This window comes from Cupriavidus sp. 96C5-1, from assembly GCF_057798855.1.
The window spans coordinates 28,081-53,925 of sequence record NZ_JBYOJU010000047.1; the positions used below are offsets into that span (position 1 = coordinate 28,081).

Sequence of the window (25,845 nt, forward strand, 5' to 3'; positions counted from 1 at the left end):
GGAAAAGCCAATGCCATTCGAATTCGATCCGCAAGTCCGCGCCCTGCTCGACGCCATGGCGCAGTTCCCGCCACTCGATTTCAACACCATCACGCCGGAGGCCTATCGGGCCTTACTGGCCTCGCAACCGCCGTTAGCATCGGGCGATACGGTCGCGGAAGAACGAGAGCTGAGCGTGGCCGGTGCCGCCGGCCCCTTGCCCGCCCGCCTCTACCGGCCGCATGGCAATGGCCCCTGGCCGCTCACGGTGTTCTTCCATGGCGGCGGCTTCGTCGCCTGCGGGATCGAAACCCACCACAATATCTGCCGCTCGCTGGCGAACCGCGCGGGCACCCTGGTGCTGTCGGTCGGATACCGGCTGGCGCCGGAGGCACGCTTTCCCGCTGCCGCCGACGATGCGTGCGCGGCGCTGCGCTGGAGTGCGACGCACGCCGCCGAACTGGGCGCGCTGCCGGACAAGCTGGCTGTCGCCGGCGACAGCGCGGGCGGCAACCTGGCCGCGGTCGCGTGCCAGCAATTGCGCGGCAGCGTGGCGCTGCGCCACCAGTTGCTGCTGTATCCCTACCTGGACTGCGCGGACGAATCCGGTAGCTGGCGCACGTTCGCGCAAGGCTGCTTCCTGACCGAGGACATGCTGCGCTGGTATGCCCGCCACTATCTCCCCAACCCGCGCCACGCGGCCGATGTGCGCGCCAGCCCGCTGCGCCAGCGCGAACTGGCGGGCGTGGCGCCGGCCACCATCATCACCGCCGAATACGATCCCCTGCGCGACCAGGGCGAGGCCTACGGCGCCGCCATGCAGCGCGCCGGCGTGGCCAGCGCCGTGCATCGCTGGCCCGGCCAGATCCATGGCTTCATGAGCATGCAGGGCTTGCTGGGGACAGCCGACGCGGCGCTCGACCTGGCTGCGGCAGCCTTGCGCGCCGCCTTTGCCGATGAATGGGAGGCGGCATGAATCCAGCACCGATCGGCGACGTGCTGCGCGCCATCGCTACCGGCCAGCGGGTCGTGGTCATCGAGGACGACACCGCGGATGCGCGGTTGGTGCTGGGGTTCGCTTCCTCCCAGACGCGATAACCGATCGTCACCGTGCCGCGGTCGCGCAGCGGCAGGCCGGTGACGGTGCGGAACAAGCTGCGGTTTTACATCTCGTCCTTGGGCGCGTACTTGCCCGACGAACGCGGCCCGAAGATGTTGTATTTGACGCGGCCCCAGGCGTCCGGGCCGTACGGATAGACGACGGGGACGTCAGGGTGACCGCTCTTCGTCCCATCGCGGACGGTCCTGGGTCATCGACAAAGGCCTATCGGTACCGTGACGTAAACGTTCGTGTCAAATTCGTTGCAGCGGACCAGCGGACGAATTTGACCAGCATCATTCATTCAGACGATGCGGGTAGTCAGCCACGGTGAAATCATGGCTGCTCGTCGCACCACGTCGCAGGTCTCTGGCATGCGCCTTCTGCCCTGGCAACCCGCTTGCCGTGAGTGCGGTTTTCTTTACCGGCGCGAATCCAGCATCTGCGGAATCGGGTTCGTGTGCCGCTCGCTAAGGAACAGACCCCATGAAATCTAAGAATCGCCGCAAATTCCTGCGCATGACAGCGAAGACAGCGGGTATGGCGGCGGCGCTGTCCGTGTTCCCACCGAGCATCCGGAAAGCTCTTTCCATTCCCGCTGTCTCGGCGACTGGCACAATCGATGATGTGCAGCACGTCGTCATCCTGATGCAGGAAAACCGTTCCTTCGATCATTACTTCGGCACGCTCAGAGGGGTCAGAGGCTTCCGCGATCGCGTCGTCGTCCCACTGCCCGGTGGGACGCCAATCTGGAACCAGCCCGACGGCAAAGGTGGGACGGTGCGGCCGTTTCACTTTGACACCCGTACTACCAGCGCACAGAAAGTACATTATCTGCCCCACTCGTGGCAGGACGCGCAAGGTGCATCTCACAACGGCCGATGGGATCAATGGGTGCCTCACAAGACCAGCCTCACGATGGGGCATTACCGGCGTGAAGACATCCCGTTCCAATTCGCGCTGGCCGACGCATTCACGATTTGCGACAGCTATCACTGCTCGATTCACGGGCAAACCGCGCCAAACCGCATCTTTCTGTGGGCCGGCGGAAACGACCCGCGCGCCACCGGGGGCGGCCCAGTCATCGACAACGCATCGGGCCTCTCGCTCGACATCGTCATCGATGCACCGCCTGGGATGGAGAACTACGGACAAGGTCCAAGGTACACATACGCGACCTACCCAGAACGCCTCGAGAAGGCCGGCATCACGTGGAAGATCTATCAGGACCCGAAGGACAACTATTGGGGCCTGATGAACGCATGTGTCGCGTTTGATCAATACAACGCGGCGGCCAGCGATTCGCCGCTGCGCCAAAAAGGCATGTCACGGTGGACGCTCGCAGACCTACGACGTGACGTCATGAACGGCACTTTGCCGCAGGTGACATGGATCTGCCCGACGATGATGCAGTCTGAGCATCCGAATGGCTCCAGCCCGATCGAAGGCGCGAACTTCACGCAGCAGGTGCTTGACGCGCTGACCGCCAATCCCGACGTATGGAGCAAGACGGTGCTGTTCCTGACGTTCGACGAAAACGATGGCTTCTTTGATCACGTTGCCCCGCCGTCGCCGCCGCCCTACAACGCCGACGGCTCACGCGCCGGCCTGTCCACTGTCGACACCACCGACGATATTCACGCCGCGGACAAGCTTCCCTATGGGCTCGGCGTACGCGTGCCGATGTATGTCATCTCGCCCTGGAGCCGAGGCGGCTGGGTGAATTCGCAGGTGTTCGACCATACATCGATCATCCGTTTTCTCGAAAAGCGCTTTGGTGTGATCGAACCCAACATCACCGCCTGGCGTCGGGCGGTATGCGGCGACCTGACATCGGCCTTCGATTTTGCGAGCCCCAATACCGCGCCGCTTCCATCGCTGCCGGATACCAGCCAGGCTGCGGCCATCGTGAAGACGCAGGGCAAGCGGCCGCCGCCGGCCGCGCCGGCGACGCCCGAGCGCCTGTTCCAGGAGCCAGGTACGCGCCGTTCGCGGGCGTTGCCGTATGAGGCGCATGTTCACGCACGTGTCGATGGCGGTAACGGTACGGTATCACTCACGTTCCGCAACACGGGACAGGCGGCAATGGTATTTCACGTCTACGACAAACTGCATCCGGAACGCGTGCCGCGCGTATATACGGTCGAGACAGGCAAGACGCTGATCGACCACTGGGATACAGGCCTACTCGACGCGGGCGCCTATGACCTGTGGATCTGCGGCGTAAACGGCTACTGCAGGGCATTCAAGGGCAACGTGCATGCGGCCAGCGGGGACGCCAATCCTGAAGTCGACATTGAGTATGACGTCGCCAGCCGCGCTATTCGACTGAAGGCTACCAACACTGGCCAGGCCGCGTGCGTGCTGACGATACGGCCGAATGCGTATCGCAATGACGGGCCTGGGACGCTGTCAGTCGCGCCGGGCATGGAAAAAGAGTGGCAATACTCGCTTACCGACAGCGGCAATTGGTATGACCTCACCGTGACCGGCGACAATCGGAGGGGATTCGTGCGCCGCTTTGCGGGCCGCATGGAAATTGGCGCTCACGGTGTCAGTGACCCTGCGATGGCGTAGCAGTGATCAATCGTCGAAGAACCGCCGGGCCTGGCCCAAACACGCCGGTATTCAACCGGTCATGAACAGGAAACAGAGCACCTGACACGGTCAAACCATTCCGTCTAGACGAACGTGACTGGCGCAATGTCGAACATCGCAGATTCGACGGCGGTGCGTTTGCCGTGCAGGTGATCCACCAGATCGGCGGTTGTGGATCGGCGCGTCAGCATCAGACAGGCCACTTCGCCGCCAGCGACGCGCGTTGCATGCCAGCATCCCGGGCGCATGCAAATGCCGGCGCCGTTGATGACGCGAAAGGCGGACAACGTGCGCAGGTCGGGCACCCCATCGTCCGTGCTGGCTGCCACGAAGTGCACGATATCGCCATTGAGAGGCACGATCGCCTGCTGCGTCAGATGGTGGACCTCCAGCGTCGCGACTGTCGCCGCGGCGTTGCGATAGCTCACCCACAAGATTTCGGGCTGGCCGCCGGAGCCGCAGTCGAATACATGTTCGCTGCGGAAATCCGTAACCGCGTTGATGAATGCAACGCTGTCCTGCGTCGTCGGAAACGGCTTGCCAAGCACCCAACCGTACGGCGCGAATGCCTCCTGGCTCAACGGCTGCACAGCAATCGATTCATTCCAATCCATGACAACTGCTCCGCTGAAACGTGATGAACCATTGAACACAGCATGACGCGACCGCCGGACAGTTTGCGTCTTGCGCGCCTTTCACTATGAGGCGCACCCGAAGCTTCTGATATTTCAGTGGCATTTTATATGGGTATTTCTACGAGGTTGTGGCAATTTCAGTCCACACGGACCATCGCTGGTGGTGGGTTGACGGCTCCGAAGCGCGTGTCGGCGCCGATTTCCTCAGGCAGGCCGAGCAAGACTTGCTGGACCTCAGGCTCCATCTGGATCCGGCGGAATGAGCCGCCATGCCTGAGGCATTGGCGCAACGGCACGGTGGCCTGTCATCGTGCTGTCATGCAACATCCCCAGAATTCGCCCTGTACCGGGTTAGGCCTTGCCGCAGCAGTGAATTCCCAATGCATCGCAGCAGCAAAAAGGCTTGCTACCCGATTTTTTTGCGGCTTGAATGAAAACGTTTTCATTTTGCGGGTGCCGCGACCGTGGATGGCGTGGCGCGCATTCGCCATCCTGTAACCAGAGACTGGAACGACACACGTGAAGCGCAACCAGGACCGTTCGCCCAGCATGCCTGACGCCGCCGGCGCCGCCACCCTGGTGGACGTAGCGCAGGCCGCCGGCGTCTCGCTCGCCACCGCCTCGCGCGCCTTCAACAGCCCTGCGCTGGTGCGGGAGAGCACCGTACAGCGCGTACTGGAAGCGGCGCGACACCTGAGTTTCCGCCCCAACCTGCTTGGCAGCAAACTGCGCGCCCAGCAGAGCCGCATGATCGGCGTGATGCTGCCGACCCTGGAGAACGCCGTGTTCGCCGAATGCTGGCGCGGCATGGAAGACGCCGCATTGGCCGCCGGGTACTCGTTGATGCTGGTGACCAGCGCCTACGACCCGGCACGCGAACGCGAACGCATCGAGTACCTGCTGCGCCACCGCGTGGATGGCATGGTGCTCACCGTGGCCGACGCCGCCCATAGCGCCGTGCTCGATCAGCTTGACCAGGAAGGCGTGCCTTATGTGCTCGCCTACAACCAGGCCGCCACGGCCAGCCGGCGCCATTCGGTATCGGTCGACAACCGCGGCAGCGCGCGCGAAGGTGTGGAAGCGCTGATTGCCGCCGGGCACCGCCGCATCCGCGTGGTCTCCGGCGCCTTCATGGCATCCGACCGTGCCCGCCAGCGTTTCGACGGCTACCGCGACGCCATGCGCGCGCACGGCCTGGCACCGGCCGAGCCACTGTGCCTGCCCACCCATACCGCGAGCCATGCCGGACTGATCGGCGCACTGGCCGCCGCGCCGGACGCGCCCACGGCCTTCTTCTGCACCAACGACCTGCTGGCGATCGGCGTGATTTCCGACCTGAAACGGCTCGGCCTGCGCGTGCCGCGCGATATCTCCGTGCTGGGCTACGACGGCATCGCACTCGGCGCGCTGGTGGAGCCCGCGCTGGCCTCGGTGGTGCAGCCCAACACCGAAATCGGCGAGCGCGCCGTCGCGCGCCTGCTCGCGCGCTTCGCGCCATCCCGCGCCAAGCCGCCGGATGACGCAGCGCCCGGACGCATCACCCTGTTGCCGCACACCCTGCGCCTGGGCGGCACGGTCGCCGCGCCGGCATGACATTGCTCCAACCCGCTTCCCCCAGCCCCTGTCCGCAACCCAAGGAGTTCACCATGCAAGCAAGCCGTTCCTGGCCCAAACCGCTACGCTGGATCGCCATCGCGCTCGGCGCCGCCGCCTTCAGCCAGGGCGTGGCAGCGCAAACCGCGATCTGCTACAACTGCCCGCCCGAATGGGCCGACTGGGCCGCGCAGATTCGCGCCATCAAGGAAAAGACCGGCGTCACCGTGCCGCAGGACAACAAGAACTCCGGCCAGTCGCTGGCGCAACTGGTGGCCGAGAAGGCCAGCCCGGTAGCCGACGTGGTGTATTACGGCGTGACCTTCGGCATCCAGGCCAAGAAAGACGGCGTCACCGCCGCCTACAAGCCGGCGCACTGGAACGACATCCCCGACGGCCTGAAAGACCCGCAAGGCAACTGGTTCGCCATCCACTCCGGCACGCTTGGCTTCATGGTCAACGTCGATGCCCTGCGCGGCAAGCCCGTGCCGCAATCGTGGGCGGACCTGCTCAAGCCCGAGTACAAGGGCCTGATCGGCTACCTCGACCCGGCCAGCGCCTTCGTCGGCTATGTCGGCGCGGTCGCCGTCAACCAGGCCTTGGGCGGCTCGATGGACAACTTCGGTCCCGCCTTCAAGTACTTCCGCGACCTGCAGAAAAACCAGCCCATCGTGCCCAAGCAGACCGCTTATGCGCGGGTGCTGTCCGGCGAGATCCCGATCCTGCTCGACTACGACTTCAACGCCTACCGCGCGCGCTACAAGGACAAGGCCAATGTGGCCTTCGTGATCCCCAAGGAAGGCACGGTGGTAGTGCCCTATGTGATGAGCCTGGTGAACAAGGCGCCGCATGAGCCGGAAGGCAAGAAGGTGCTGGATTTTGTGCTGTCGGATGCCGGACAGGCGCTGTGGGCCAATGCCTACCTGCGGCCGGTGCGCAATGCCGCCATCCCGAAGGAAGTGCAAGCCCGGTTCCTGCCGGCGGCGGATTACGCGCGAGCCAAGCCGGTGGATTTCAGCAAGATGGCCGATGCGCAGAAGGGATTCAGCGAAGAATATTTGAAAGAGGTTCGCTGAGGCAAGGCGCGGGACGTCTCGCTTCGGCCAGCGCCCGCCCTCCCCCCTGCCCCTGTCCGCAGGAGAAAACCGGAGCATGACGAACGGCAGTGCGAACGCGGAACACGCGCAACATAAGGCGCTGCCGCCAGCCCGACCTTTCGTTGTAGCCGTGTGGCCCGCGAGGCGGGCCACACCCACGGCGATGCGAAGCGAGCCGTGGAGGTTCGACTCCCCGCAGGGGAGGTGAAACCGCCGTTGACTTTAAGCCTTTGAAGTTGAAGTTGATTTTCAAACCCCGGGAGCATCCCCCATCATGCCAAAACGAAGCCCTCCCCTGATCCTCTTCGCCCTCCCGGCCCTGATCATCTTCCTCGCCTTCTTCTGCCTCCCGATGGCAAAACTGCTCGCGGTAAGCGTCTCCGGCGAAAAAGGCGCAAGCGTCTACTGGACCGTCATCTCCAGCCAACGCTACCTCCACAGCCTGATGGTGACGGTATTGCTCTCCGCAACGGTCACCCTGGCAACCTTGATCATCGCGGGCATCACCGGCACCTTCCTGGAGCGCAACGCCGTTCCCGGCAAGGCGCTGCTGGTGGCAATGCTGACCTTCCCGCTGGCGTTCCCCGGCGTGGTGATCGGCTTCATGGTCATCATGCTCGGCGGCCGCAACGGCCTGCTGGCGATGGTGAGCGACTGGCTCGCCGGCGACCGCTGGACCTTCGCCTATGGCCTGGCCGGCCTGTTTGTCGGCTACCTGTACTTCTCCATCCCGCGCGTGATTCTGACCGTGATGGCGGCAGTCGCCAAGCTCGACGCCTCGCTGGAAGAAGCCGCAAGATCGCTCGGCGCGGGCCGCTGGCGCGTGGTGCGCGACGTGATGCTGCCGGCGCTGATGCCCGCCATGATCTCCAGCGGCGCCATCTGCTTCGCCACCAGCATGGGCGCCTTCGGCACCGCCTTCACGCTGGCGACGCAGCTCGATGTGCTGCCGCTCACCATCTACAACGAATTCACCAATTACGCCAACTTCGGCATGGCCGCGGCCCTGTCCGTGCTGCTCGGCATGGTCACCTGGGCCCTGCTGGCGCTGGCGCGCTGGTTCTCTGGCGACGCCGTCGCCGCCACCGCCTGAGGAACGCCATCATGACTTCATCCCGCCGCGGCAGCGCCTACTGGCTGCAGCTTGCCCTGACGCTCACGGTCTGCCTGTTCATGGTGGTGCCGGTGGTGCTGTCGGTGCTGGCCGGCCTGACCAACAATATCTTCGTCGGCGTGGCCAGCGGCCTGACCACGCGCTGGCTGGCGGAGGTATGGTCGCTCTACCGCAACACCATCTTCCTGTCGCTGGGCATCGCGCTGGCCTGCCTGGCCTGCACCCTGGCGCTGGGCGTGCCCGCGGCCTATTACATGGCGCTGCGGCGCGGGCGCGTCACGCGCCTGATCGAAGAGCTGCTGATGCTGCCGGTCGCCGTGCCGGGACTGGCCACCGCGCTTGGCCTGATCCTGCTCTACGGTGGCTGGCAGGCGTTCCGCACGAGCTGGGTATTCATCCTGGTAGGCCACGTGCTGTTCACGCTGCCGTTCATGGTGCGCTCGGTGCTGGCCATCATGTCGGCCATCGATATCCGCACGCTGGAAGATGCCGCCGCCAGCCTGGGCGCGAGCCGCCTGCAGCGCTTCTTCACCGTGGTGCTGCCGAACTGCCGCCAGGGCATCCTGGCCGGGGCCCTGATGGTGGTGACGCTGTCGGTGGGAGAATTCAACCTGACCTGGATGCTGCATACACCCACCACGCAAACCCTGCCGGTGGGGCTGGCCGACAGCTACGCTTCGATGCGGCTGGAGATCGGCTCGGCCTACACCATCGTGTTCTTCTTCATGATCATTCCGCTGCTGGTGCTGATGCAGGGGCTGTCCGCGCTCGGCGCGCGCGCCCGCAAGCACCAGCCGCTCGCGGATGACGCCGGCGCGCAACGCAGCGCCGGCGCCGATCCGCTTTCCACCTCCGAGGCTCGCCATGCATGAACCGACCCCCATCACACTGCGCCATTGCGGCAAGACCTTCGCCGACGGCACGCTGGCGCTGCAACCGCTCGACCTCGACATCGGCGCCGGCGAAACCGTGGTCCTGCTAGGCCCCTCCGGCTGCGGCAAGACCACCACGCTGCGCATCATCGCCGGGCTGGAGTTCCCCGACGCGGGCGGCGTGGTCAGGTTTGGCGACAGCGACGTTACGGCCCTGCCGATCGAGCAGCGCGGCGTGGGCATGGTGTTCCAGAGCTATGCGCTGTTCCCCAATATGACGGTGGCAGAGAACATCGCCTATGGCCTGCGCGTGCGCCGCGTCGACGCCGCCGCGCGCCGCCGCCGGGTGGACGAGATGCTGGCCATGATGCAGCTCGGCCCCTTTGCCGAGCGGCGTATCGACCAGCTCTCCGGCGGCCAGCGCCAGCGCGTGGCGCTGGCCCGCGCCATCGCGGTGCAGCCGCGCGTGCTGCTGCTCGACGAGCCGCTGACCGCGCTGGATGCCAAGCTGCGCGATGCGCTGCGCGCCGACATCAACCAGTTGCTGCGCAGCCTGCGCATCACCGCCGTCTACGTCACCCACGACCAGGCCGAGGCGATGGCGCTGGGAGATCGCATCATCGTGATGGACAAGGGACGCATCGCCCAGTCCGGCACGCCGCAGCAGATCTACCGGGCGCCGGCCAACGCCTTCGTGGCGGATTTCATCGGCACCATGAACCGGCTGCCGGCGGTGCTGGAATCCGGCGCCTGGCGCGTGCCGGGCGGGGTAGTGCCGCGCCACGCCAGCGACGCGGGTGTGGCGAGCGCCGAACTCCTGTTCCGCCCCGAGGACGTCGCCCTGGCGCAAGCCGGGGAAGCGCACCTGGGCGGCGCGGTGGTCACCGCGCTGTTCCTGGGCAACTACACGCGTTTGCTGGTCGACGTAGGCGCCCCCTCGCCGCTCGTCGTCGACACCACCCGGCGCGACGGCTGGCAGGCGGGCGACCGCGTCGGCCTGCGCCTCGATACCGGACACCTGATCACGCTTTCCGAAGCGCTCGCGGCATGAACACCCCTTTCCCTGACGGGGCCGGCCCGGCTGCGCCGGACGGCAGCTACCTGCTGGCCCAGATCACCGACCTGCATATCAAGGCAGGCGGCAAGCTGTCCTACCGCATGGTGGACACTGCCGGCGCCCTGCAGCGCTGCGTCGATACCCTGCTCGCCGCGCCGCAGCGGCCCGATGCGGTGATCGTCACCGGCGATCTGGTCGACTTTGGCGCCGAGGAGGAGTACCGCTTCCTGCGTGGCATCCTGCAGCGCCTGCCAATGCCGGTGCGGCTGCTGCCGGGCAACCACGACCATCGTGCCACGCTGCGCCGCGTCTTCGCCGATCACGGCTACCTGTGCGCGGCGGGCGACGGCGACGCGCCCATCCATTACAGCGTGGAAGCCGGCCCGCTGCGCCTGGTGGCGTTCGACTGTACGGTGCCGGGAATGCCTGGCGGCCGGGTCGATCCCGCCGCGCTGCCCTGGCTGGAGGCCGCGCTATCCGCCGAGCCGGAGCGGCCGACGCTGCTGATGCTGCATCATCCGCCCTTCTGTACCGGCATCGGCCATATGGACCAGCAGGGCCTGGCCGATGCCGCCCTGCTGGAAGCCGTGGTGCGCCGCCATCCGCAGATAGAGCGCGTATTGTGCGGCCACCTGCACCGGCACATCGTGCGCCGCTTCGGCGGCACGCTGGCCATGACGGCGCCGGGACCGGCGCACCAGGTCACGCTCGACCTGGATCCGCAGGCCGCCTCACGCTTTCGCATGGAACCGCCCGGCTATCTGCTGCACTGGTGGCACCCTGCGCACGGGCTGGTGACCCATGCGGCGGTCATTGGCGAATTCGGCGCCGACCACCCCTTCTTCGATGCTTCGGGCAAACTGATCGACTGAGCGGAGACTGAGCGGACTGCGACAGCGCAAAAAAAACCCACTGCCGGGTGGTAGTGGGTAACAAAAGTGGTGCGGGCAAGTCGCGGAAATCGCCCACCCACTAATGGTGGCATCGCGCGACAGCAACGGAAATAATCCTTCCGGACTAGAGCAATGCCATCCCCAGCGGCCGGCGGGCACCCGGCTATTCCCCGCAATCGCACGTCTGGCGCGGCATGCCGGCAATACGGGGGCGCCGATCGCACTGCGAATCCCCTCTAAAGAGGGGTAAATGGACAAGACTGCGAGAATCTAGTCCAATTCGCCATTGGCGATCGCGCCGGACAAATGGCGGCGCCCCCATTGCCTCACTTTTCGTCTTCCCCGATTTCAACCGCCGCGGCCGGGTGCAGCGGCGGCGCCCAAACCCCAATTCATGCTTAACGCCCGCCTGCTGCTGATCGACGACCACACCCTGTTCCGCACGGGCCTGCGCCTCGTGCTGGCCGACAGCCCCAGTGTGGCGGGCATCATCGAGTCGGGCTCGGTCATGGGTGCCGTGCAAGACCACCGCGGCGCCGAAGTGGACATCATCCTGCTCGACATCCAGATGCCCGGCCTCAATGGCATCGAAGGCATCAGAGTGCTGCGCCGTCACTTTCCGACGGCGTGCATCCTGATCGTGTCAGGAACCTCGGGGCTTGAGACCATCCCGCCTTCCGCACGCAAGGAAATCGCCGGCTTCCTGCCAAAATCAGCCGACAGCGCCGAGATCGAAGACGCCATCGCCAGCTGCCTGCGTGGCGATACGTATTTCAGCCTCGACCCGGCCGGGGATACCGCTGGCATCCCGGATGCCGGCGGGAACGGCAGCGGTGACGGCGCCGCGCCCGGCGCGGCCTATCAGGCCAGCTCGCTCACGCCGCGCCAGCTCGAGGTACTGGCGCAACTCAGCCTGGGCCGCTCGAACAAGATCATCGCGCATCATCTCGGGCTCTCCGAGAACACCGTGCGGGTCCACGTGGCCGCCATCCTCAATCACCTGGGCGTGGTCAGCCGGGTCGAAGCGGTACTCGAGGCCCAGCGCCGCGGCCTGGTGCAAACGGGCAGGTGAGCCATGTCCGTCCTTGTTCCCCGCTTCGATGAACCGCGGCTGCTGGCCGCGGAGATGGAGCTGATCGACGCGAGCTTCGGCATAGCCATGCTGGGCTGTGCGCTGGCGGCCTTTATCCTGGCGCTGGGGCTAAGCCTCGGCGGCAAGAACCCCGGCGCCATCCCGTGGGCCCTGGCCATGGCCGCCGCCTGCGCATCGGGGCACTTCGGGCGACGCCTGCTGCCCGAGCGCCTGAGCGAAGCCCATGCCGGCCTCTACGCCCGCTGCATGACAGCCCTGCTGACGCTGATCGGCGCGCTGTGGGGACTGGCGGCGTGGCTCTACATGGATGTCGGCTCGCCCGCGACGGTCATCTGCATCCTGTCGCTGATCGCCGGCATGAGCGCGGCTGCGCTGGCGGTGTTTTCGGCATGCCTGCCGGTTGCGGTGGGCTTCTTCGTGCCGGCCATCGTGCCGGTCTGGGCTGTCTTTGTCGCCACTGGCGACAGCGCCTACCTGGCGATGTTCCTCGGCACGCCGCTCTACCTGGTGGTGCTGATGATCTTCGCCCGCAACTATGCGCGAGTGGCACGCCATGCGATTGCGCTGCGCTTCGCGAACGTGGAGCTGATCTCGCAGCTGCGGGAGCAGACAGCACGGGCGGAAGACGCCAAGCGCGAGGCCGAGGAGGCCAATCGCGCCAAATCGGTGTTCCTGGCCTCCGCCAGCCACGACTTGCGCCAGCCGCTGCATGCGCTGGGCTTGTTCGTGGTCACCCTGGGCCGCTCCGAACTCAGCGACAAGCAGCGCCAGTTGCTCACGCATATCGAGGCGGCCTCCGGCGCCGCGCGCGAGATGCTCAACACGCTGCTCGATTTCTCCAAGGTGGACGCCGGCGTGATCACCCCAAGGCCGCGCGCCTTCCGCCTGCAGGGCATGCTGTACAAGCTGGAGAACGAGTTCGCGCCGCAGGCCGATACACGTGGCCTGTTCTACCGGACCCGCGATACCACGGCCACCGTGTTCGCCGATCCCACCCTGGTGGAACTGATCCTGCGCAACCTGATTGCCAACGCCATCCGCTATACCAGCCAGGGCGGCGTACTGGTGACATGCCGCTGCCGGCGCGGGCAAGCCGTGATCGAGGTGTGGGACACCGGCATGGGCATTCCGCTGACGCAGCGCCGCGCCATCTTCAAGGAGTTCCACCAGTTGGGCAATCCGGAGCGGGACCAGCGCAAGGGCCTGGGACTGGGGCTGGCCATCGTGGAAGGCCTGGCGCGTACCATTTCGACCCGGATCCAGCTTAACTCCAGGCCCGGCCGCGGCTCGGTCTTCCGCTTTGCCCTACCACTGACCGAGGAAGCCACCGAAACGCCCGCTACCGCCATGCCGCACAAGCCCAGCCTGCGCGGGCTACGCGTGCTGGTCATCGACGACGACCAGGAAATCCGCATCGCCATGGCGGAACTGCTGGAGGGCTGGCAAGCCGTTTGCCTGCCGGTGGAATCCGAAGAGGACGCCCTGGCCGCGCTGGCCGGCTTCAGGCCCGACCTGCTGCTGGCCGACTACCGCCTGCGCGGCGAGCGCACCGGCCAGGAAGCCATGGAGGCCATCCGTGCCCGCCTGGGGCGCGCCATTCCCACCGTCATCATTACCGGCGACACCGCGCCGGACCGCCTGCGCAGCGTGCACGCGGGTGGCGCCGCCCTGCTGCACAAGCCGGTGGTGGCGCAGCAGCTCCACACCGCCATGACCGCCCTGCTGCGTGACGCCGGATGGCGGCAGGACATTCCGCGCGGCGCCAGCAGCCACGCCGCGGACTAGCCGGCGCAAACCGGCGCCTGAGCAGGGATTGCCGGACCGGCAGGGCAACAGTGGCGGCCCGAGGCCAGGCGCGCCAGAGCTGGACAGTGCCTAGAGCTTCGGAATGCGCAGGGTCTTGCTGATCATCAGCGAGCCGGACAGCACGAACAGCAAGGCGAGCGGATGCAGATCCGCCGGTCCGAGCGCCCACACGCCGCCATAGAGCGCATCGCCAAGGCGGCCCTGCCATGCACAGAATGCCAGCACGCCGGTCAGCAGCACACTGGTGGGAATCGGCGTGCCTTCGAAGTACGCCACTTTGTCGCCGCCTTCGGACAGGGTTTCCGCGGTCACGTTGAAGCGCGCCAGCCGGCTCACGCCGCAGCACACGAAATACACCAGCGCGGCCATGTCCCAGCCGCCGCGCATGCCCGCGGCAAAGGCCAGCACCGCCGGGCCAACCCCGAAGGAAATGATGTCCGCCAGCGAATCCAGCTCGCGCCCCAGCGCGGAATGCTGGTGCCGCCAGCGCGCGATGCGGCCGTCGAGCACGTCGAAGACAAAGGCCGCGGGCGCCAGCGCCGCCGCCGCCAGGAAATGGTCGAGCGACTGCGTGGCCACGTAGAACATGGCGAAAAACACCGAGGCCATGCCACAGGCGGCATTGCCGAGGGTGAACAGGTCGGCGAGATGCAGCTCGCGGACCATCGAGAAATGCTTGGGACGTTCTGGTGCGGATGCCATATCGGCGAACTCCTGATTCATCTGGCGCGGCACGGACGCGCAGCGCCGGCAACCAGCGAACCCCGCCGAAACACCGGCAGGGAACGCAAGAGCCACGCTTAAAACCGCAACCCGGCGGCGCGCAATGCGGCCTCGGTTGCGCCGGCGCTGGCATGATGCACGGCCTGCCATCCAAGCGCCGTTGCCGCCGCCACATTGGCGGCATTGTCATCGATGAACAGCAGTTCCTGTGGCGCGATGCCAGGCAGCCGGGCACCGATGCGCGCGTGCATCAGCTGGTAGATGGCCGGGTCGGGCTTGGCGATACCGACTTCGCCGGATACCAGGATATCGCGGAACATGTGCAGGAAATCGGCGCTGCGCTCGGCATGCGGATAGGTTTCGCTCGACCAGTTGGTCAGGCCGAACAGCGGCACTTCGGCGGCATACAGGCGCCGCAGCAGGTCCACGCCGCCGGGCAGCGGACCGCGCAGCATCTGCGGCCAACGGCCATAAAAGGCACGGATGAGTTCCGCGTGCGACGGATGCTCGGCCACCAGCAGCTCGGTGGCCTCAAGCAGCGGCCTGCCCGCATCCTGGCGGATATTCCAGGCCGGGGAGCAAACCTCCGACAGGAAGCGGGCGCGTTCCAGCGGGTCCGGAATCAGCTCGCGGTAGAGGTATTCCGGGCTCCAGTCGAACAGCACACCTCCAAAATCGAACACTACGGCATTGACGGTCACGGTATCTGCTTGGCTCGTTAGCTGGTTGGCTATCTCGGTAAAAGGTGAAAACGGCAAGGCTGCATTCTCGCAGAGTCTGGCCGGCAGCAAGTATGAGAATCCGCTCAAAGCCCTGGCAAGGCTGGCGCCCTACGCTTGCACTCACCGGTCTGTCGGGCCCATGAACCCATGCATCCCTGGGCCCGCACGCAAGGCAAGCCATGCCCCGGTCACGCGTGCCGACGTTCCCATCTCGTTCCCATACCGTCTGGCGCCATGCCACGCAATCCGACCCGCCACAATGCCATGCGCCTGTTTCCGCCAAGTGTCATCCCGCCACGCCTCGTCCCACCCTGCCTGGCATTGCTATGCCTCGCCATGCCCGTCCGCGCCGACGTGGGCTACCAACCGGCCCGCGCGCCGTCGGCGGCCATTTCCGCGCAATGCGGCGCGCCGGCCACACTGATCGCCGACCTGCGCGACGGCAGCGAAGGCACGCCGTCGGTCGGGCGGCGGGTGGCGCTCGAAGCGGTGGTCACGGCGGACTACTCGGGCCCCGACGGCTTCAGCGGCTTCTTCGTCCAGCAGGCGGACGGCCAGCGCCAGAACCGTCCCGGCATAGCGGAAGGCATGTTCGTCCATGCGCCGCGCGCCGGCATGCGGGCCGGCGACCGGGTCCGCGTGCTCGGCACGATCGAGGAGCGCTTCGGCCAGATGCAGCTGAGGCTGTCCGGCCGGGCCACGGTATGCGCGTCGGGCCAGGTGGTCACGCCGTCCGTGGTCACGCTGCCGGCCGAGCATACAGGCTCGCTGGCAGCCTACGAAGGCATGCTGGTCCGGCTGCCCCAGACCCTGACGGTCAGCGAGACGTTCGAACTGGGCCGGTATGGCGCGGTAGTGCTGAGCAACGGCCGCCTGCCGCTGCCCACCAACGTGGCGCTGCCCGGCGCCGGAGCCGCCGCGCAGGCCGCCGCCAACGCACTCAACCGCGTGACGCTGGACGACGGATCGAGCCGCCAGAACCCAGAGCGCGTGATCTATCCTGCGCCGGGGCTGAGCGCATCGAATACCTTGCGCGGCGGCTACGCCGTCACCAATGTGCAGGGCGTGCTGGAGAGACGCTTCGGCAACTGGCGCCTCCAGCCGATCCCAGGCGCGCCGCTGCCGGTCTTCCAGCCAGCCGCCAACCCACGGGCGGGCGCACCGGCCCGCGCCGCCGGCACCGATCTTCGCGTGGCCGCCTTCAACGTCGAGAACTACTTCAACGGCGACGGCAAGGGCGCGGGTTTCGACGATGCCGATAGCCGCGGGGCCCGTACGCCAGCCGAGTTCGCCCGGCAGGAAGCCAAGATCCTGAGCGCGCTGCAAGCACTGAATGCCGACGTGATCGGCCTGATGGAGATTGAAAACAACGGCTACGGCGAACTGAGCGCCATCCGCCGGCTGACAGGCAAGCTCGGCCCCGACTGGCGCTTCATCGATCCCGGTACGGAAAAGCTCGGCCGCGATGCGATCCAGGTCGCCCTGATCTACAGGGCCGGCACAGTGGAGCCGGTAGGCACGGCCGCAACCCTTGCCATGGGCGCGAGGACCCGCCAGCCCCTGGCTGCCACCTTCCGCCTGCCCGGCCACGCCCGCAAGCTCACCGTGGTGGTGAACCACTTCAAGTCCAAGCGATGCAACGAAGCGCGCGGCAACAATGCGGACCAGCACGATGGCCAGGGCTGCTGGAATCCCACCCGCGTGGCCGCGGCCGCCCGCCTTGCCGACTGGCTGGCCACCTCGCCCACCGGCGTGCCCGACGATGGCAGGCTGGTGATCGGCGACCTCAACAGCTACGCGCTGGAAGACCCCATCCGCACCCTGGCGGACCGGGGCTACGCCGACATGATCGCCCACTTCGCCGGTGCCGGCACCCATGCCTATAGCTATGTCTTTGGCGGCGAAGCGGGCTATATCGACCACGCGCTTGCCGATGCCGGCGCGGCCGGCCGCGTGCGCGCAGCGCGCCACTGGCACATCAATGCCGACGAACCGGTTTCGCTGGCCTATCCGCTGGCCCACAAGAGCGTGCCCCAGCAGCAGTCCTTCTACGCGCCGGATGCCTATCGCTCATCCGACCACGACCCGCTGGTGGTCGATCTGGCCATGCGCGACAACGCCACCGTGCCGGGCGATGGCACGGCGGCAGGCGGAAGTGACGGGAGCGGGAGCAAGCTCGGTGGTACCGGCAACGGCAGCGAGAATAACGAGAAAACCGTCACCGGCGCCGGAGCCATGGACCCCTGGCTGCTGCTGGCCACGGCCGGCGCCGTGGCCATGGCGGCATGGCACCGGTTCGCGCGCCGCTTCCTGCAGCGCTGAGCCACGCCCGGCCACCCTGGCATGGCTTGCGAGTATCTAGCATCTAGCCGCCAGCCGCATTGCGCCTGATGCCGTTCACCAGATAGGCCACGATCAGCACATTGGCAATCGCCAGCCCGATGTGGATAGCGCTCGGATGGGCAATGGCCTCGTACAATTCCACGGGGATATAGATCCCCCCCGACCAGACGCCGAGCCAGTTCGCCCATATTCGCTGGCGCCAGAGGCCATAGGCCTCGGTAAAGCGCATGGCCGCATAGGCCATGGCCGAGCCGCCAATGGCCCACAGCCGCGCGTCGCTCGGATGGGCCATCAGCGAAAGGAAAATGGTCGGGTAGTGGCTCGCCGGATTCAGGTGCAGGCGGGCGACAATCGCCTCGGCCAACGCCTGCGCATCCCGATGCAGTAGCGCAATCAGTCCCAATCCGGCAAGGATCACCACCGCGCCCTTGGCCGCCTCGAACAGGGCGATGCTCTTCAGGCCGGCGCCTGAGCCATGCTTTGCCATTTGGCCAGTCCTCATCAACGATAATGTGAGAATCCTACCCCGGCGCGGCGGACGCCGGCAAACCGGAGTCCGCCCGGCGGCCCTGGGGCCCTGGGGCCATGCGGCGTGCAACGAGGACGCGCTCGTGCAGGCAACGCTTCGCCGCGCGCTGGTACCATCCACGTGCCGGCGACTTCCGACCCCCGCCCAAGGCAGCACCATGAATCCCGAACACCTGCAACGCCTGCTCACCCGCACCATGCCCTACGGCAAATACAAGGGCCGCCCGATCGCGGACCTGCCGGGCAACTACCTGAACTGGTTCGCGCGCGAAGGCTTTCCGCCCGGCGAGATCGGCCAGTTGCTGGCGCTGATGCACGAGCTTGACCACAACGGCCTGACCGGACTGCTGGACCCGCTGCGCGGGCGTTAGCGGGCAACCGGTATCGGCGCGCGGCCGGACGTCGCCGATTGCGCGGTCTTTGGCGTCCCCGCTCCCCCACCAGGTGCCGGTGCCTTCGAGCCGCACGGCTTATCCTCCCGTAATCCTGTGAATGGTGCGGCCACGCGCGTCCACCGCCACCGTGGCGGGCATGTCCTCCACTTCGAACTCATAGATGGCCTCCATGCCCAACTCCGGGAAAGCCAGCACGCGCGCCTTGCGGATGGCCTTCGAGATCAGGTAGGCCGCCCCGCCCACCGCGATCAGGTAGGCGGCGCCATGGCGGCGAATCGCCTCGATCGCCCGCTGGCCGCGCTCGGCCTTGCCGATCATGACCAGCAAGCCGGTCTGTTCCAGCAGTTGCGGCACGAACTTGTCCATGCGCGTGGCGGTCGTGGGCCCGGCCGGCCCGACCGCCTCGTCGCCCACCGCATCGACCGGGCCCACGTAGTAGATCGCGCGGTTGCGCAGCGGCACCGGCAGCGGCTCGCCGGCGTCCAGCATGGCCGCCAGCCGTTTGTGCGCGGCATCGCGGGCGGTCAGCAGCCGGCCACGCAGCCGCAGCGTCTCGCCAACCTGCCATTGGGCGACCTCAGCGGCGTCAAGACGATCCAGGTCGACCACGCGCCCCGGCCTGGCTGTGAGCGCGCGCGGAATATCGGCCCAGGTATCGGCAGGTGGCGGCTTCAATAGCGCGGGGCCCGAGCCGTCCAGCGTCACCGTGACAAAGCGCGTCGCGGCGCAGTTGGGAATCAGCGCCACCGGCAAGGTGGCGGCGTGGCACGGCAAGGCGGCCACCTTCACATCGAGCACCGTGGCCAGGCCGCCCAGCCCTTGCGCGCCGATGCCGAGGCCATTGATGCGATCGAACAATGCCAGCCGAAGGCGCTCGGCTTCATTCCCCGCCCCTCGCGCCCGCAACTCGTGGATATCGATCGGGCTGAACAAGGCGCGCTTGGCGGCGAGCATGGCCTGCTCGGGCGTGCCGCCCACGCCTACGCCCAGCACGCCAGGCGGGCACCAGCCAGCGCCCATCTGCGGGATGGCGGCAAGGATCCAGTCAAGCAGCGAGTCACTGGGGTTGAGCGTGGCGAACTTCGCCTTGACGTCGCCGCCACCACCCTTCGCCACCACGGTCATTTTCACGGTATCGCCCGGCACCAGTTCCAGCTGCAGGAAACCCGGCGTGTTGTCGCCGGTGTTGCGCCGCTCGCCCAAGGCCGAGCCGACCATGGTGGCGCGCAGGGGGTTGGCGCCATGCGTGTAGCCCTGGCGCACCGCCGCGTCGACCATCTGCTGCACGGACAGCAAGGCGGCGCCGTCGCGCGCGGCAAACTGCACGTTCATGCCCACCGTCATGAAGACCTGCGCCACGCCGGTGTCCTGGCAGATCGGCCGGTGACCCTCGGCGCTCATGCGGCTGTTGACCAGCAGTTGCTCGATGGCGTCGCGCGCCGCGCCCGCAGGCTCGGCCGCGAATGCGCGCTTGAGCGCCTCGACGAAATCGGCGGGATGGTAGTAGCTGATGTACTGGAGCGCGTCGGCAATGGTATCGACGACGTCTTCCTGGAAGATCACGGTCATGGCGGCGGAAGGCGGAGCGGAGGCAGGTCCCGGTGCGGGTCAATATGTTTATACATAATGACACAGCCAGCCTGCCATGGGCAAACGCAAAAACCTGCCGCGCGGCGTCCTAGCCCGCTCCGCCCTGCCGTTGCAGCACCGTCGAATACGTGAACCGGTCGGCCGGATGAACGCTCACCACCACCTCGAACAAACGATCGGACTGGTCGAAATACTGCCGCACGAATTCCAGCGCATGGGCATCCGGCGCAGTGCCGAGCACCTCGGCCAGCGCCGCGGGTACGCCGACGGCGCGTACCGTCTGGCGCACTTCCTTGACCAGCCTGCCAGTCGATTCGCCAACCAGATCGGAGATCAGCCTTGTATCCGTCTTGAGCTGCCTGCGGATCTTCGCGCCGTCGGCCGCAGTGACATAGACATCCGACCATGACAGCGGATGGGCCGGCACCTCGGGGTTGGTACGGGAAGTCTCGATATGCAGCCAGCGCGTGCCGGGCTGGCAACCCAGGCGGCTCGCCAGCTCGATGTCCATCACGATCTCGTGCGCGCCGTGGATGACCCGCTGGGTGGCCGCGCCGTATTGCACCAGCTCGTCGATGGTGGACAGCTTGGGCGTGTATTCGCTGCTGCGCGGGGTGGCGGCTTCGACCCGCGTGCCGGCGCGTTTCTTGCGCGAAACCAGCCCCAGCTCCTGGATTCGCATCAGCGCCACCCGTACGGTGCCGCGGCTGACGCCGTGTTTCTCGGCAAGTTCGAGCTCACCCGGCAAGCTCGACCCGACCGGATAAACCCCGCTCGTGATGTCGTGAATAAGCGCCTTGGTCAACTCGGCGTGGCGTGGCTCCATGGATTCCCTGAATGATCGGTCAATGTGCTTTTGTGCATAAGGCGCAGCAAATGCTAGCGCCTGGCGGCGTACAAGCCAAGCGTAAAGGGTAAACCAGATGCCAGTCCGGCTTGACGGGCTATCTCCGTCTTCCTAAAATATGTTTAAACATATTAAATTACTAGACATATACAGGAGACCGCGATGGCCGTGCTCATCGAAGCCCATCCCGCGCCGGCTGAACCGACTGAACCAACTTGATTTTCAGGCTCTTTTTTTCCGGATATTTCATTCATGGCTACTACCGTCTTCGACTCCGTCCTTTTCCGCGACATGTTCGGCACACCGCAGATGCGCGCCGTCTTCGACGATCGCGCCTATGTCGCGCGCTGCATCGACGCCGAGACCGCGCTGGCCCGGGCGCAGGCCAAGGCCGGCCTGATTCCGCCCGAGGCGGCCCACGCCATCACGGAGTGCGCCCGCCTGGACAGGATCGATCTCGACGCCATGCGCGCCGAGACGGAGATCGTCGGCTATCCCATCCTGCCGCTGGTGCGCCAGTTGAGCGAGATGTGCGGCGAGGCTGGCCGCTATGTGCACTGGGGCGCCACCACGCAGGACATCATGGATACGGCGACCATGCTCCAGTGCAAGGCCGCGGTGGCCATCATCCAAACCCAGCTGGACGAGGTGCGCAGCGCACTGAAGGATCTGGCGGCAAGGCATGCGCGCACCGTCACGGCCGGGCGCACGCATCTGCAGCATGCGCTGCCGGTCACCTTCGGTTTCCGCGCCGCCGTCTGGCTGTCGTCGCTGAACCGCCATGCCGAGCGCCTGGCCCAGGCCAGGGAGCGCGCGCTGCTGGTCGAGTTCGGCGGTGCCGCCGGCACGCTCGCCTCGCTGGGCGGTTCCGATATCGGCCTGACGGTGCGCGCCAACCTGGCTGCCGAGCTTGGCCTGCGCGACCCGAGCATTACCTGGCACGTGGCGCGCGACGGCCTGACTGAACTGGTCAGCCTGCTGGCCGCCATCGGCGGCTCGCTCGGCAAGATCGCCTTCGACGTGATGACCATGGCCTCGTCGGAGTTCGGCGAGGTGGCCGAACCCTTCGTGGAAGGCCGCGGCGCCAGTTCCACCATGCCGCAAAAGCGCAACCCGATCTCCAGCGAACTGATGCTGGCCGCCGCCAAGCTGCTGCGCGAGCGCGCCGCGCTGATGCTCGACGCCATGATCCAGGACTTCGAACGAGCCACCGGTCCGTGGCACCTGGAATGGAGCGCGGTACCGGAGAGCTTCCTGCTGGCATCGAGCGCGCTGGGCCAGGCGGCCTTCATGCTCAAGGGCTTGTCGGTGGATGTCACCCGCATGCGCGACAACCTCGACCTCACCGGCGGGCTGATCGTGGCCGAGGCCGTGATGATGGGCCTGGCTCCCGCCATCGGCCGCCAGCAGGCCCACGATGTGGTGTACGACGCCTGCCGCCATGCCATCGAGCACAAGCGCAGCCTGTACGCGGTGCTGTGCGAGAACCAGGACATCGTGGCCCGGCTCGGCGAGCCGCAGATCCGCTACCTGACCGATCCCGCCAACTACCTGGGCGCGGCGGAGCGGATGGCGCTGGCGGTGGTGAAGGACACCGTGCTCGCGGGCCGCTAGACAGCGTCCCGAGTCTGCGGTTCGTTGAAGAAACAAGTCTGTCGAGCAGGCGTGGGAGCCTGGAAGCATCGCGCCCCGCCGAAAAGCGAATCAACCCTGGTGATGGAGACAATCATGAACAAGAAACCGGGCGCCATGCTGGCGCTGCTGGCACTATCCACCGGCGCCCTGGCGCAAGGCTACCCCGCCCGCCCCATTACGTGGATCGTGCCGTTCGCGGCCGGCGGCCCCACCGACGCGCTTGCCCGCAACATCGCGGAGCGCGTCGGGCGCGACCTCGGCCAGCCGGTATTGATCGAGAACGTGGCTGGCGCCGGCGGCACCATCGGCGCCGGCAAGGCAGCCAAGGCCACGCCCGATGGCTATACCTTCCTGGTCGGGCACATGGGCTATATGGCCGCCGCGCCGTCGCTGTACAAAAAGCTGCCCTACGACCCCGTCAAGGACTTCGATGGCGTGTTCCGCTTCCCCGACACGCCGCTGGTCCTGCTGGTGGGCGCCAACTCGAAATTCAAGACCGTGCAGGAACTGGTTGCCTTCGCCAGCGCCAATCCGGGCAAGCTGAACTTCGGCAACGCGGGCGTGGGCTCCACTTCCCATCTGGTGGCCGCGATGTTCGCCCAGCAGGCGAAGATCAAGGTGACCTTCATCTCGTACAAAGGCGCTGGCCCGGCGCTGACCGATGTCATGGGCGGGCAGGTGGACGGCATGTTCGACCAGACCAACACCGCCCTGCCCCAGGTCAAGGGCGGCAAGGTCGCCGCCATTGCGCAAACGGCCAGGCAGCGGGTGCCGCAGTTCGCCAATGTGCCCACGGTGGCGGAGAGCGTGGTGCCGAACTTCGAGGCCTCCACCTGGTACGGACTGTACGCGCCCAAGGGCACGCCCAGGGACGTGATTGCCCGCAATTATGCGGCCTTCTCGAAGGCCATCGCGGACCCGGAGTTCTCGAAGAAGCTCGCCGAACAGGGCATCCAGCTGCTGCCGGACGCCGCCTACAAGTCCGCGTCGCTGACCCAGCACACCGCGGCGGAGGTCGCCAAGTGGAAGACCGTGATCACCGCGGCCGACATCAGGCTCGAATAAGGACGGCACGCCGTCAGGCCCACCGCCAGCGTTGCGCCTCAAACCCGGCGGCGCTCGGCAGGACGCCGTAGCCGCACCGGAAAGACCATGCCTGGTCTTTCCGCTCAGGGTTCTCATCCGCTTTTGGTAGTACGATTACGCCCTTGACGCATCGCCGCGTAGTCGGGAGAGAGCTTTGCCATCAGTGGATCGCCGTAGCGCCGGCTCATCGCGCGCCCGGACCAGGACCGAGGAACCATCGCAGAACGAGCTGGCCTATAACGGCCTGCGGGACCGGCTGACCGCGCTGGTCTACCGTCCTGGCGAGCACCTCAATATCTCCAACCTGGTCGACGATCTCGATATCGGCCGTACCCCCATCAACCAGGCGCTGCACCGGCTCGCCAACGAAGGGCTGGTGCAGATCCTGCCGCGCAAGGGCGTGGTGGTGTCGCCGCTGTCCATCGACGACGCGCTGCACCTGATCGATGTCCGGCTGGCCAATGAAACGCTATGCGCCAGGCTGGCCGCCGAGCACATCACCCCCGCTGGCCTGCAGGCGCTCGAAAGCATCCTGCGGGAGCTGGACACGGCCGTTGCCGCGCGCAACCTGCAGCAGGTCACCAACCTGGACCGCGTGTTCCATGAGCAGATCGCGCAGGCGTCGGGCAATCCGATCCTGATCGAAATCCTCAAGGTGCTGCATGCGCGCTCCCAGCGCTTCTGGGCCATTTCACTGTCGTCGGAGGGGCACCTGGCGGAGGTCAGCGGCGAGCACCGCGCCATCCTGCAGGCGCTGCGCGACGGCGATGCCACGGCGGCGGCCAGCGCGGTCACGGCGCACGTGCTGTCCTTCCGCCAATCCCTGCTGCAGGGCCGCCGCGAAACGGTCTTCGAGGCGGCGGACGCGAGTTAGCTTTCGAGCGGCTTTTTCGCGGTTTCGCGGGCGATCAGCAGCGCGCCCAGCGTGACCGCCAGCGCGGCGCTGACATAGAGCGAAATCGCCAGCGTCGAGGCGTACGACTTGTACAGGCTGGCGATGATCAGCGGCGCGAAGCCGCCGCCCAGGATGCCCGCCAGCGTATAGGCCAGCGATGAACCGGCGTAACGCACCCGCGTGGGAAACTGCTCGGTCACGAAGGCCGCCTGCGGGCCGTACATCATGGCGTGGATGATCAGGCCGACCACCACCGCCGCGCAGATCTGCAAGGGCTGCGCCGTGTCCATCAGGCGGAAGAACACGAAGGCCCACACCACCCCCAGCAAGGCCCCGGCGATATACACCGGACGCCGGCCGAGCTTGTCCGACAGGCTGCCGAACAGCGGCACCGCGATGGCATTGCACGCCGCGCCGATCATGGTCGCGCTCAGCGCCAGCGGCCGGGACAGGTGCAGCACGCTGGTCACGTAGGTCAGTGTAAACACCACCACCAGCGCATAGAGCACGTCCGAGCCGATGCGCACGCCGCCGGCCACCAACAGGCGCCGCCAGTGATCCACGAACACGTCCTTGATGGGCGTCCTGGCCGTGTTCTTTCGCGCTTCCATCTCCTTGAACAGCGGCGTTTCCTCGACGCCCTTGCGCAGCCACAGCCCGAACAGGACCAGCAGCACGCTGGACAGGAAGGGAATGCGCCAGCCCCACGACTGGAAATCCTCGGGGCTGAGCCACAGCGACACGATGGCGATAAAGCCGGTGCCCAGCAGCGTGCCGCACGACGGACCGACCTGGGTGAAGGACGCGTTGCGCCCGCGCTCGTGCTGCGCGCCATGCTCCATCGACAGCAGCACCGCCCCGGCCCATTCGCCGCCAATGGCCGCGCCTTGCAGGAAACGCAGCGCCACCAGCAGGACCGGGCTCCAGATGCCCAGCACCTGGTACGTGGGCAATACCCCCATCAGGCCGGTGGCCACGCCCATCAGGATCAGCGTGGCGACCAGCACGAAGCGCCGGCCCAGCTTGTCGCCGAGATGCCCGAACAGCACGCCGCCGAGCGGGCGGGACACATAGCCCACCGCGTAGGTGGAGAACGCCAGGATGGTGCCGGTCAGCGGATCGAACGAGGGAAAGAAGACCACGTTGAAGACCAGCGCGGCCATCAGGTTGTAGACGGTGAAGTCGTACCATTCCAGCGTGGTGCCGATGGTGCTGGCCGCGGCCAGGCGGCCCATCTTCGGCTTG

The 25,845-nt window shown here is 66.6% G+C and carries 23 protein-coding genes; 16 read left to right on the top strand and 7 right to left on the bottom strand.

Annotation, left to right across the window (positions count from 1 at the left end; genetic code table 11):
* The first annotated feature begins 10 nt into the window (after window positions 1–10).
* From AC3FOF_RS35865 to AC3FOF_RS35875, 3 genes are all read left to right on the top strand, one after another.
* Window positions 11–955, top strand: a complete 945-nt coding sequence (locus AC3FOF_RS35865) for an alpha/beta hydrolase (protein WP_488729315.1) — start codon at window positions 11–13, stop codon at window positions 953–955.
* Window positions 952–1,077 carry a hypothetical protein gene (locus AC3FOF_RS35870; protein ID WP_488729316.1) on the top strand — a complete coding sequence of 42 codons (126 nt, stop codon included), beginning with the start codon at window positions 952–954 and terminating at the stop codon, window positions 1,075–1,077. Before AC3FOF_RS35865 ends, AC3FOF_RS35870 begins: the two co-directional genes overlap by 4 nt.
* Before the next feature lie 487 nt (window positions 1,078–1,564).
* On the top strand, window positions 1,565–3,655 hold the full coding sequence (locus AC3FOF_RS35875) for a phosphocholine-specific phospholipase C (protein ID WP_488729317.1): 2,091 nt from the start codon (window positions 1,565–1,567) through the stop codon (window positions 3,653–3,655).
* Between the two features lie 104 nt (window positions 3,656–3,759).
* On the opposite strand, the gene AC3FOF_RS35880 is transcribed toward AC3FOF_RS35875, so the two are convergent.
* Window positions 3,760–4,290 carry an ureidoglycolate lyase gene (locus AC3FOF_RS35880; RefSeq protein WP_276268944.1) on the bottom strand — a complete coding sequence of 177 codons (531 nt, stop codon included), beginning with the start codon at window positions 4,288–4,290 and terminating at the stop codon, window positions 3,760–3,762.
* 570 nt (window positions 4,291–4,860) lie between these two features.
* Here AC3FOF_RS35880 and AC3FOF_RS35885 point away from each other — a divergent pair.
* From AC3FOF_RS35885 to AC3FOF_RS35920, 8 genes are all read left to right on the top strand, one after another.
* Entirely contained in the window at window positions 4,861–5,904 is a 1,044-nt protein-coding gene (locus tag AC3FOF_RS35885) for a substrate-binding domain-containing protein (protein ID WP_488729345.1), read from the top strand.
* Between the two features lie 53 nt (window positions 5,905–5,957).
* Window positions 5,958–6,980, top strand: a complete 1,023-nt coding sequence (locus AC3FOF_RS35890; RefSeq protein WP_017224462.1) for an ABC transporter substrate-binding protein — start codon at window positions 5,958–5,960, stop codon at window positions 6,978–6,980.
* A 295-nt stretch (window positions 6,981–7,275) separates the two neighbouring features.
* A complete protein-coding gene (locus AC3FOF_RS35895) occupies window positions 7,276–8,094 on the top strand; it encodes an ABC transporter permease (RefSeq protein WP_017224461.1) in 819 nt (272 codons plus the stop codon).
* 11 nt (window positions 8,095–8,105) lie between these two features.
* Complete coding sequence (locus AC3FOF_RS35900; protein ID WP_488729318.1) at window positions 8,106–8,987, top strand: ABC transporter permease; 882 nt, start codon at window positions 8,106–8,108, stop codon at window positions 8,985–8,987.
* Entirely contained in the window at window positions 8,980–10,038 is a 1,059-nt protein-coding gene (locus AC3FOF_RS35905) for an ABC transporter ATP-binding protein (protein ID WP_488729319.1), read from the top strand. The genes AC3FOF_RS35900 and AC3FOF_RS35905 overlap by 8 nt, the downstream gene beginning before the upstream one ends.
* On the top strand, window positions 10,035–10,916 hold the full coding sequence (locus AC3FOF_RS35910; protein WP_488729320.1) for a phosphodiesterase: 882 nt from the start codon (window positions 10,035–10,037) through the stop codon (window positions 10,914–10,916). The genes AC3FOF_RS35905 and AC3FOF_RS35910 overlap by 4 nt, the downstream gene beginning before the upstream one ends.
* Before the next feature lie 415 nt (window positions 10,917–11,331).
* The gene (locus AC3FOF_RS35915; RefSeq protein ID WP_017229796.1) at window positions 11,332–12,009 is read left to right on the top strand and encodes a response regulator transcription factor; all 678 of its coding nucleotides are present in this window, start codon (window positions 11,332–11,334) and stop codon (window positions 12,007–12,009) included.
* Between the two features lie 3 nt (window positions 12,010–12,012).
* A complete protein-coding gene (locus AC3FOF_RS35920; RefSeq protein ID WP_488729321.1) occupies window positions 12,013–13,815 on the top strand; it encodes an ATP-binding response regulator in 1,803 nt (600 codons plus the stop codon).
* 90 nt (window positions 13,816–13,905) lie between these two features.
* Here AC3FOF_RS35920 and AC3FOF_RS35925 read toward each other — a convergent pair whose 3' ends face one another.
* A complete protein-coding gene (locus AC3FOF_RS35925) occupies window positions 13,906–14,538 on the bottom strand; it encodes a CDP-alcohol phosphatidyltransferase family protein (protein ID WP_035813298.1) in 633 nt (210 codons plus the stop codon).
* Window positions 14,539–14,636: 98 nt separating this feature from the next.
* Window positions 14,637–15,260 carry an HAD family hydrolase gene (locus AC3FOF_RS35930; protein ID WP_488729322.1) on the bottom strand — a complete coding sequence of 208 codons (624 nt, stop codon included), beginning with the start codon at window positions 15,258–15,260 and terminating at the stop codon, window positions 14,637–14,639.
* Between the two features lie 285 nt (window positions 15,261–15,545).
* Here AC3FOF_RS35930 and AC3FOF_RS35935 point away from each other — a divergent pair, with 285 nt between their 5' ends.
* Window positions 15,546–17,603 carry an ExeM/NucH family extracellular endonuclease gene (locus AC3FOF_RS35935; protein ID WP_488729346.1) on the top strand — a complete coding sequence of 686 codons (2,058 nt, stop codon included), beginning with the start codon at window positions 15,546–15,548 and terminating at the stop codon, window positions 17,601–17,603.
* A 43-nt stretch (window positions 17,604–17,646) separates the two neighbouring features.
* Here AC3FOF_RS35935 and AC3FOF_RS35940 read toward each other — a convergent pair whose 3' ends face one another.
* On the bottom strand, window positions 17,647–18,111 hold the full coding sequence (locus tag AC3FOF_RS35940) for a DUF2127 domain-containing protein (RefSeq protein ID WP_017228098.1): 465 nt from the start codon (window positions 18,109–18,111) through the stop codon (window positions 17,647–17,649).
* A gap of 199 nt (window positions 18,112–18,310) precedes the next feature.
* Between AC3FOF_RS35940 and AC3FOF_RS35945 the strand changes: the two genes are divergently transcribed.
* A complete protein-coding gene (locus AC3FOF_RS35945; RefSeq protein ID WP_017228099.1) occupies window positions 18,311–18,523 on the top strand; it encodes a DUF3820 family protein in 213 nt (70 codons plus the stop codon).
* A gap of 99 nt (window positions 18,524–18,622) precedes the next feature.
* Here AC3FOF_RS35945 and AC3FOF_RS35950 read toward each other — a convergent pair whose 3' ends face one another.
* Together AC3FOF_RS35950 and AC3FOF_RS35955 are read right to left on the bottom strand one after the other, a co-directional pair.
* Window positions 18,623–20,116 carry a fumarate hydratase gene (locus AC3FOF_RS35950; protein ID WP_488729323.1) on the bottom strand — a complete coding sequence of 498 codons (1,494 nt, stop codon included), beginning with the start codon at window positions 20,114–20,116 and terminating at the stop codon, window positions 18,623–18,625.
* 109 nt (window positions 20,117–20,225) lie between these two features.
* Window positions 20,226–20,963: a GntR family transcriptional regulator gene (locus AC3FOF_RS35955; protein ID WP_488729324.1), complete on the bottom strand. Its 738-nt coding sequence runs from the start codon at window positions 20,961–20,963 to the stop codon at window positions 20,226–20,228.
* A gap of 273 nt (window positions 20,964–21,236) precedes the next feature.
* On the opposite strand from AC3FOF_RS35955, the gene AC3FOF_RS35960 reads away from it, so the two are divergent.
* The 3 genes from AC3FOF_RS35960 to AC3FOF_RS35970 all read left to right on the top strand — a co-directional run bounded on the left by AC3FOF_RS35960 (window position 21,237) and on the right by AC3FOF_RS35970 (window position 24,579).
* Window positions 21,237–22,598: a class-II fumarase/aspartase family protein gene (locus tag AC3FOF_RS35960; protein ID WP_488729325.1), complete on the top strand. Its 1,362-nt coding sequence runs from the start codon at window positions 21,237–21,239 to the stop codon at window positions 22,596–22,598.
* 114 nt (window positions 22,599–22,712) lie between these two features.
* Window positions 22,713–23,684, top strand: a complete 972-nt coding sequence (locus tag AC3FOF_RS35965) for a tripartite tricarboxylate transporter substrate-binding protein (RefSeq protein ID WP_017228103.1) — start codon at window positions 22,713–22,715, stop codon at window positions 23,682–23,684.
* 184 nt (window positions 23,685–23,868) lie between these two features.
* Window positions 23,869–24,579: a GntR family transcriptional regulator gene (locus tag AC3FOF_RS35970; protein ID WP_017228104.1), complete on the top strand. Its 711-nt coding sequence runs from the start codon at window positions 23,869–23,871 to the stop codon at window positions 24,577–24,579.
* Here AC3FOF_RS35970 and AC3FOF_RS35975 read toward each other — a convergent pair.
* Window positions 24,576–25,835: an MFS transporter gene (locus tag AC3FOF_RS35975; protein WP_276263267.1), complete on the bottom strand. Its 1,260-nt coding sequence runs from the start codon at window positions 25,833–25,835 to the stop codon at window positions 24,576–24,578. The two genes, AC3FOF_RS35970 and AC3FOF_RS35975, sit on opposite strands and share 4 nt — an antisense overlap.
* Window positions 25,836–25,845 lie beyond the last annotated feature (10 nt).

Bases quoted from the DNA above. Each gene is read 5' to 3' on its own strand.
- AC3FOF_RS35865 (WP_488729315.1), top strand. From the start codon at position 11: ATGCCATTCGAATTCGATCCGCAAGTCCGCGCCCTGCTCGACGCCATG.
- AC3FOF_RS35870 (WP_488729316.1), top strand. From the start codon at position 952: ATGAATCCAGCACCGATCGGCGACGTGCTGCGCGCCATCGCTACCGGC.
- AC3FOF_RS35875 (WP_488729317.1), top strand. From the start codon at position 1,565: ATGAAATCTAAGAATCGCCGCAAATTCCTGCGCATGACAGCGAAGACA.
- AC3FOF_RS35880 (WP_276268944.1), bottom strand. From the start codon at position 4,290: ATGGATTGGAATGAATCGATTGCTGTGCAGCCGTTGAGCCAGGAGGCA.
- AC3FOF_RS35885 (WP_488729345.1), top strand. From the start codon at position 4,861: ATGCCTGACGCCGCCGGCGCCGCCACCCTGGTGGACGTAGCGCAGGCC.
- AC3FOF_RS35890 (WP_017224462.1), top strand. From the start codon at position 5,958: ATGCAAGCAAGCCGTTCCTGGCCCAAACCGCTACGCTGGATCGCCATC.
- AC3FOF_RS35895 (WP_017224461.1), top strand. From the start codon at position 7,276: ATGCCAAAACGAAGCCCTCCCCTGATCCTCTTCGCCCTCCCGGCCCTG.
- AC3FOF_RS35900 (WP_488729318.1), top strand. From the start codon at position 8,106: ATGACTTCATCCCGCCGCGGCAGCGCCTACTGGCTGCAGCTTGCCCTG.
- AC3FOF_RS35905 (WP_488729319.1), top strand. From the start codon at position 8,980: ATGCATGAACCGACCCCCATCACACTGCGCCATTGCGGCAAGACCTTC.
- AC3FOF_RS35910 (WP_488729320.1), top strand. From the start codon at position 10,035: ATGAACACCCCTTTCCCTGACGGGGCCGGCCCGGCTGCGCCGGACGGC.
- AC3FOF_RS35915 (WP_017229796.1), top strand. From the start codon at position 11,332: ATGCTTAACGCCCGCCTGCTGCTGATCGACGACCACACCCTGTTCCGC.
- AC3FOF_RS35920 (WP_488729321.1), top strand. From the start codon at position 12,013: ATGTCCGTCCTTGTTCCCCGCTTCGATGAACCGCGGCTGCTGGCCGCG.
- AC3FOF_RS35925 (WP_035813298.1), bottom strand. From the start codon at position 14,538: ATGGCATCCGCACCAGAACGTCCCAAGCATTTCTCGATGGTCCGCGAG.
- AC3FOF_RS35935 (WP_488729346.1), top strand. From the start codon at position 15,546: ATGCGCCTGTTTCCGCCAAGTGTCATCCCGCCACGCCTCGTCCCACCC.
- AC3FOF_RS35940 (WP_017228098.1), bottom strand. From the start codon at position 18,111: ATGGCAAAGCATGGCTCAGGCGCCGGCCTGAAGAGCATCGCCCTGTTC.
- AC3FOF_RS35945 (WP_017228099.1), top strand. From the start codon at position 18,311: ATGAATCCCGAACACCTGCAACGCCTGCTCACCCGCACCATGCCCTAC.
- AC3FOF_RS35950 (WP_488729323.1), bottom strand. From the start codon at position 20,116: ATGACCGTGATCTTCCAGGAAGACGTCGTCGATACCATTGCCGACGCG.
- AC3FOF_RS35955 (WP_488729324.1), bottom strand. From the start codon at position 20,963: ATGGAGCCACGCCACGCCGAGTTGACCAAGGCGCTTATTCACGACATC.
- AC3FOF_RS35960 (WP_488729325.1), top strand. From the start codon at position 21,237: ATGGCTACTACCGTCTTCGACTCCGTCCTTTTCCGCGACATGTTCGGC.
- AC3FOF_RS35965 (WP_017228103.1), top strand. From the start codon at position 22,713: ATGAACAAGAAACCGGGCGCCATGCTGGCGCTGCTGGCACTATCCACC.
- AC3FOF_RS35975 (WP_276263267.1), bottom strand. From the start codon at position 25,835: ATGGGCCGCCTGGCCGCGGCCAGCACCATCGGCACCACGCTGGAATGG.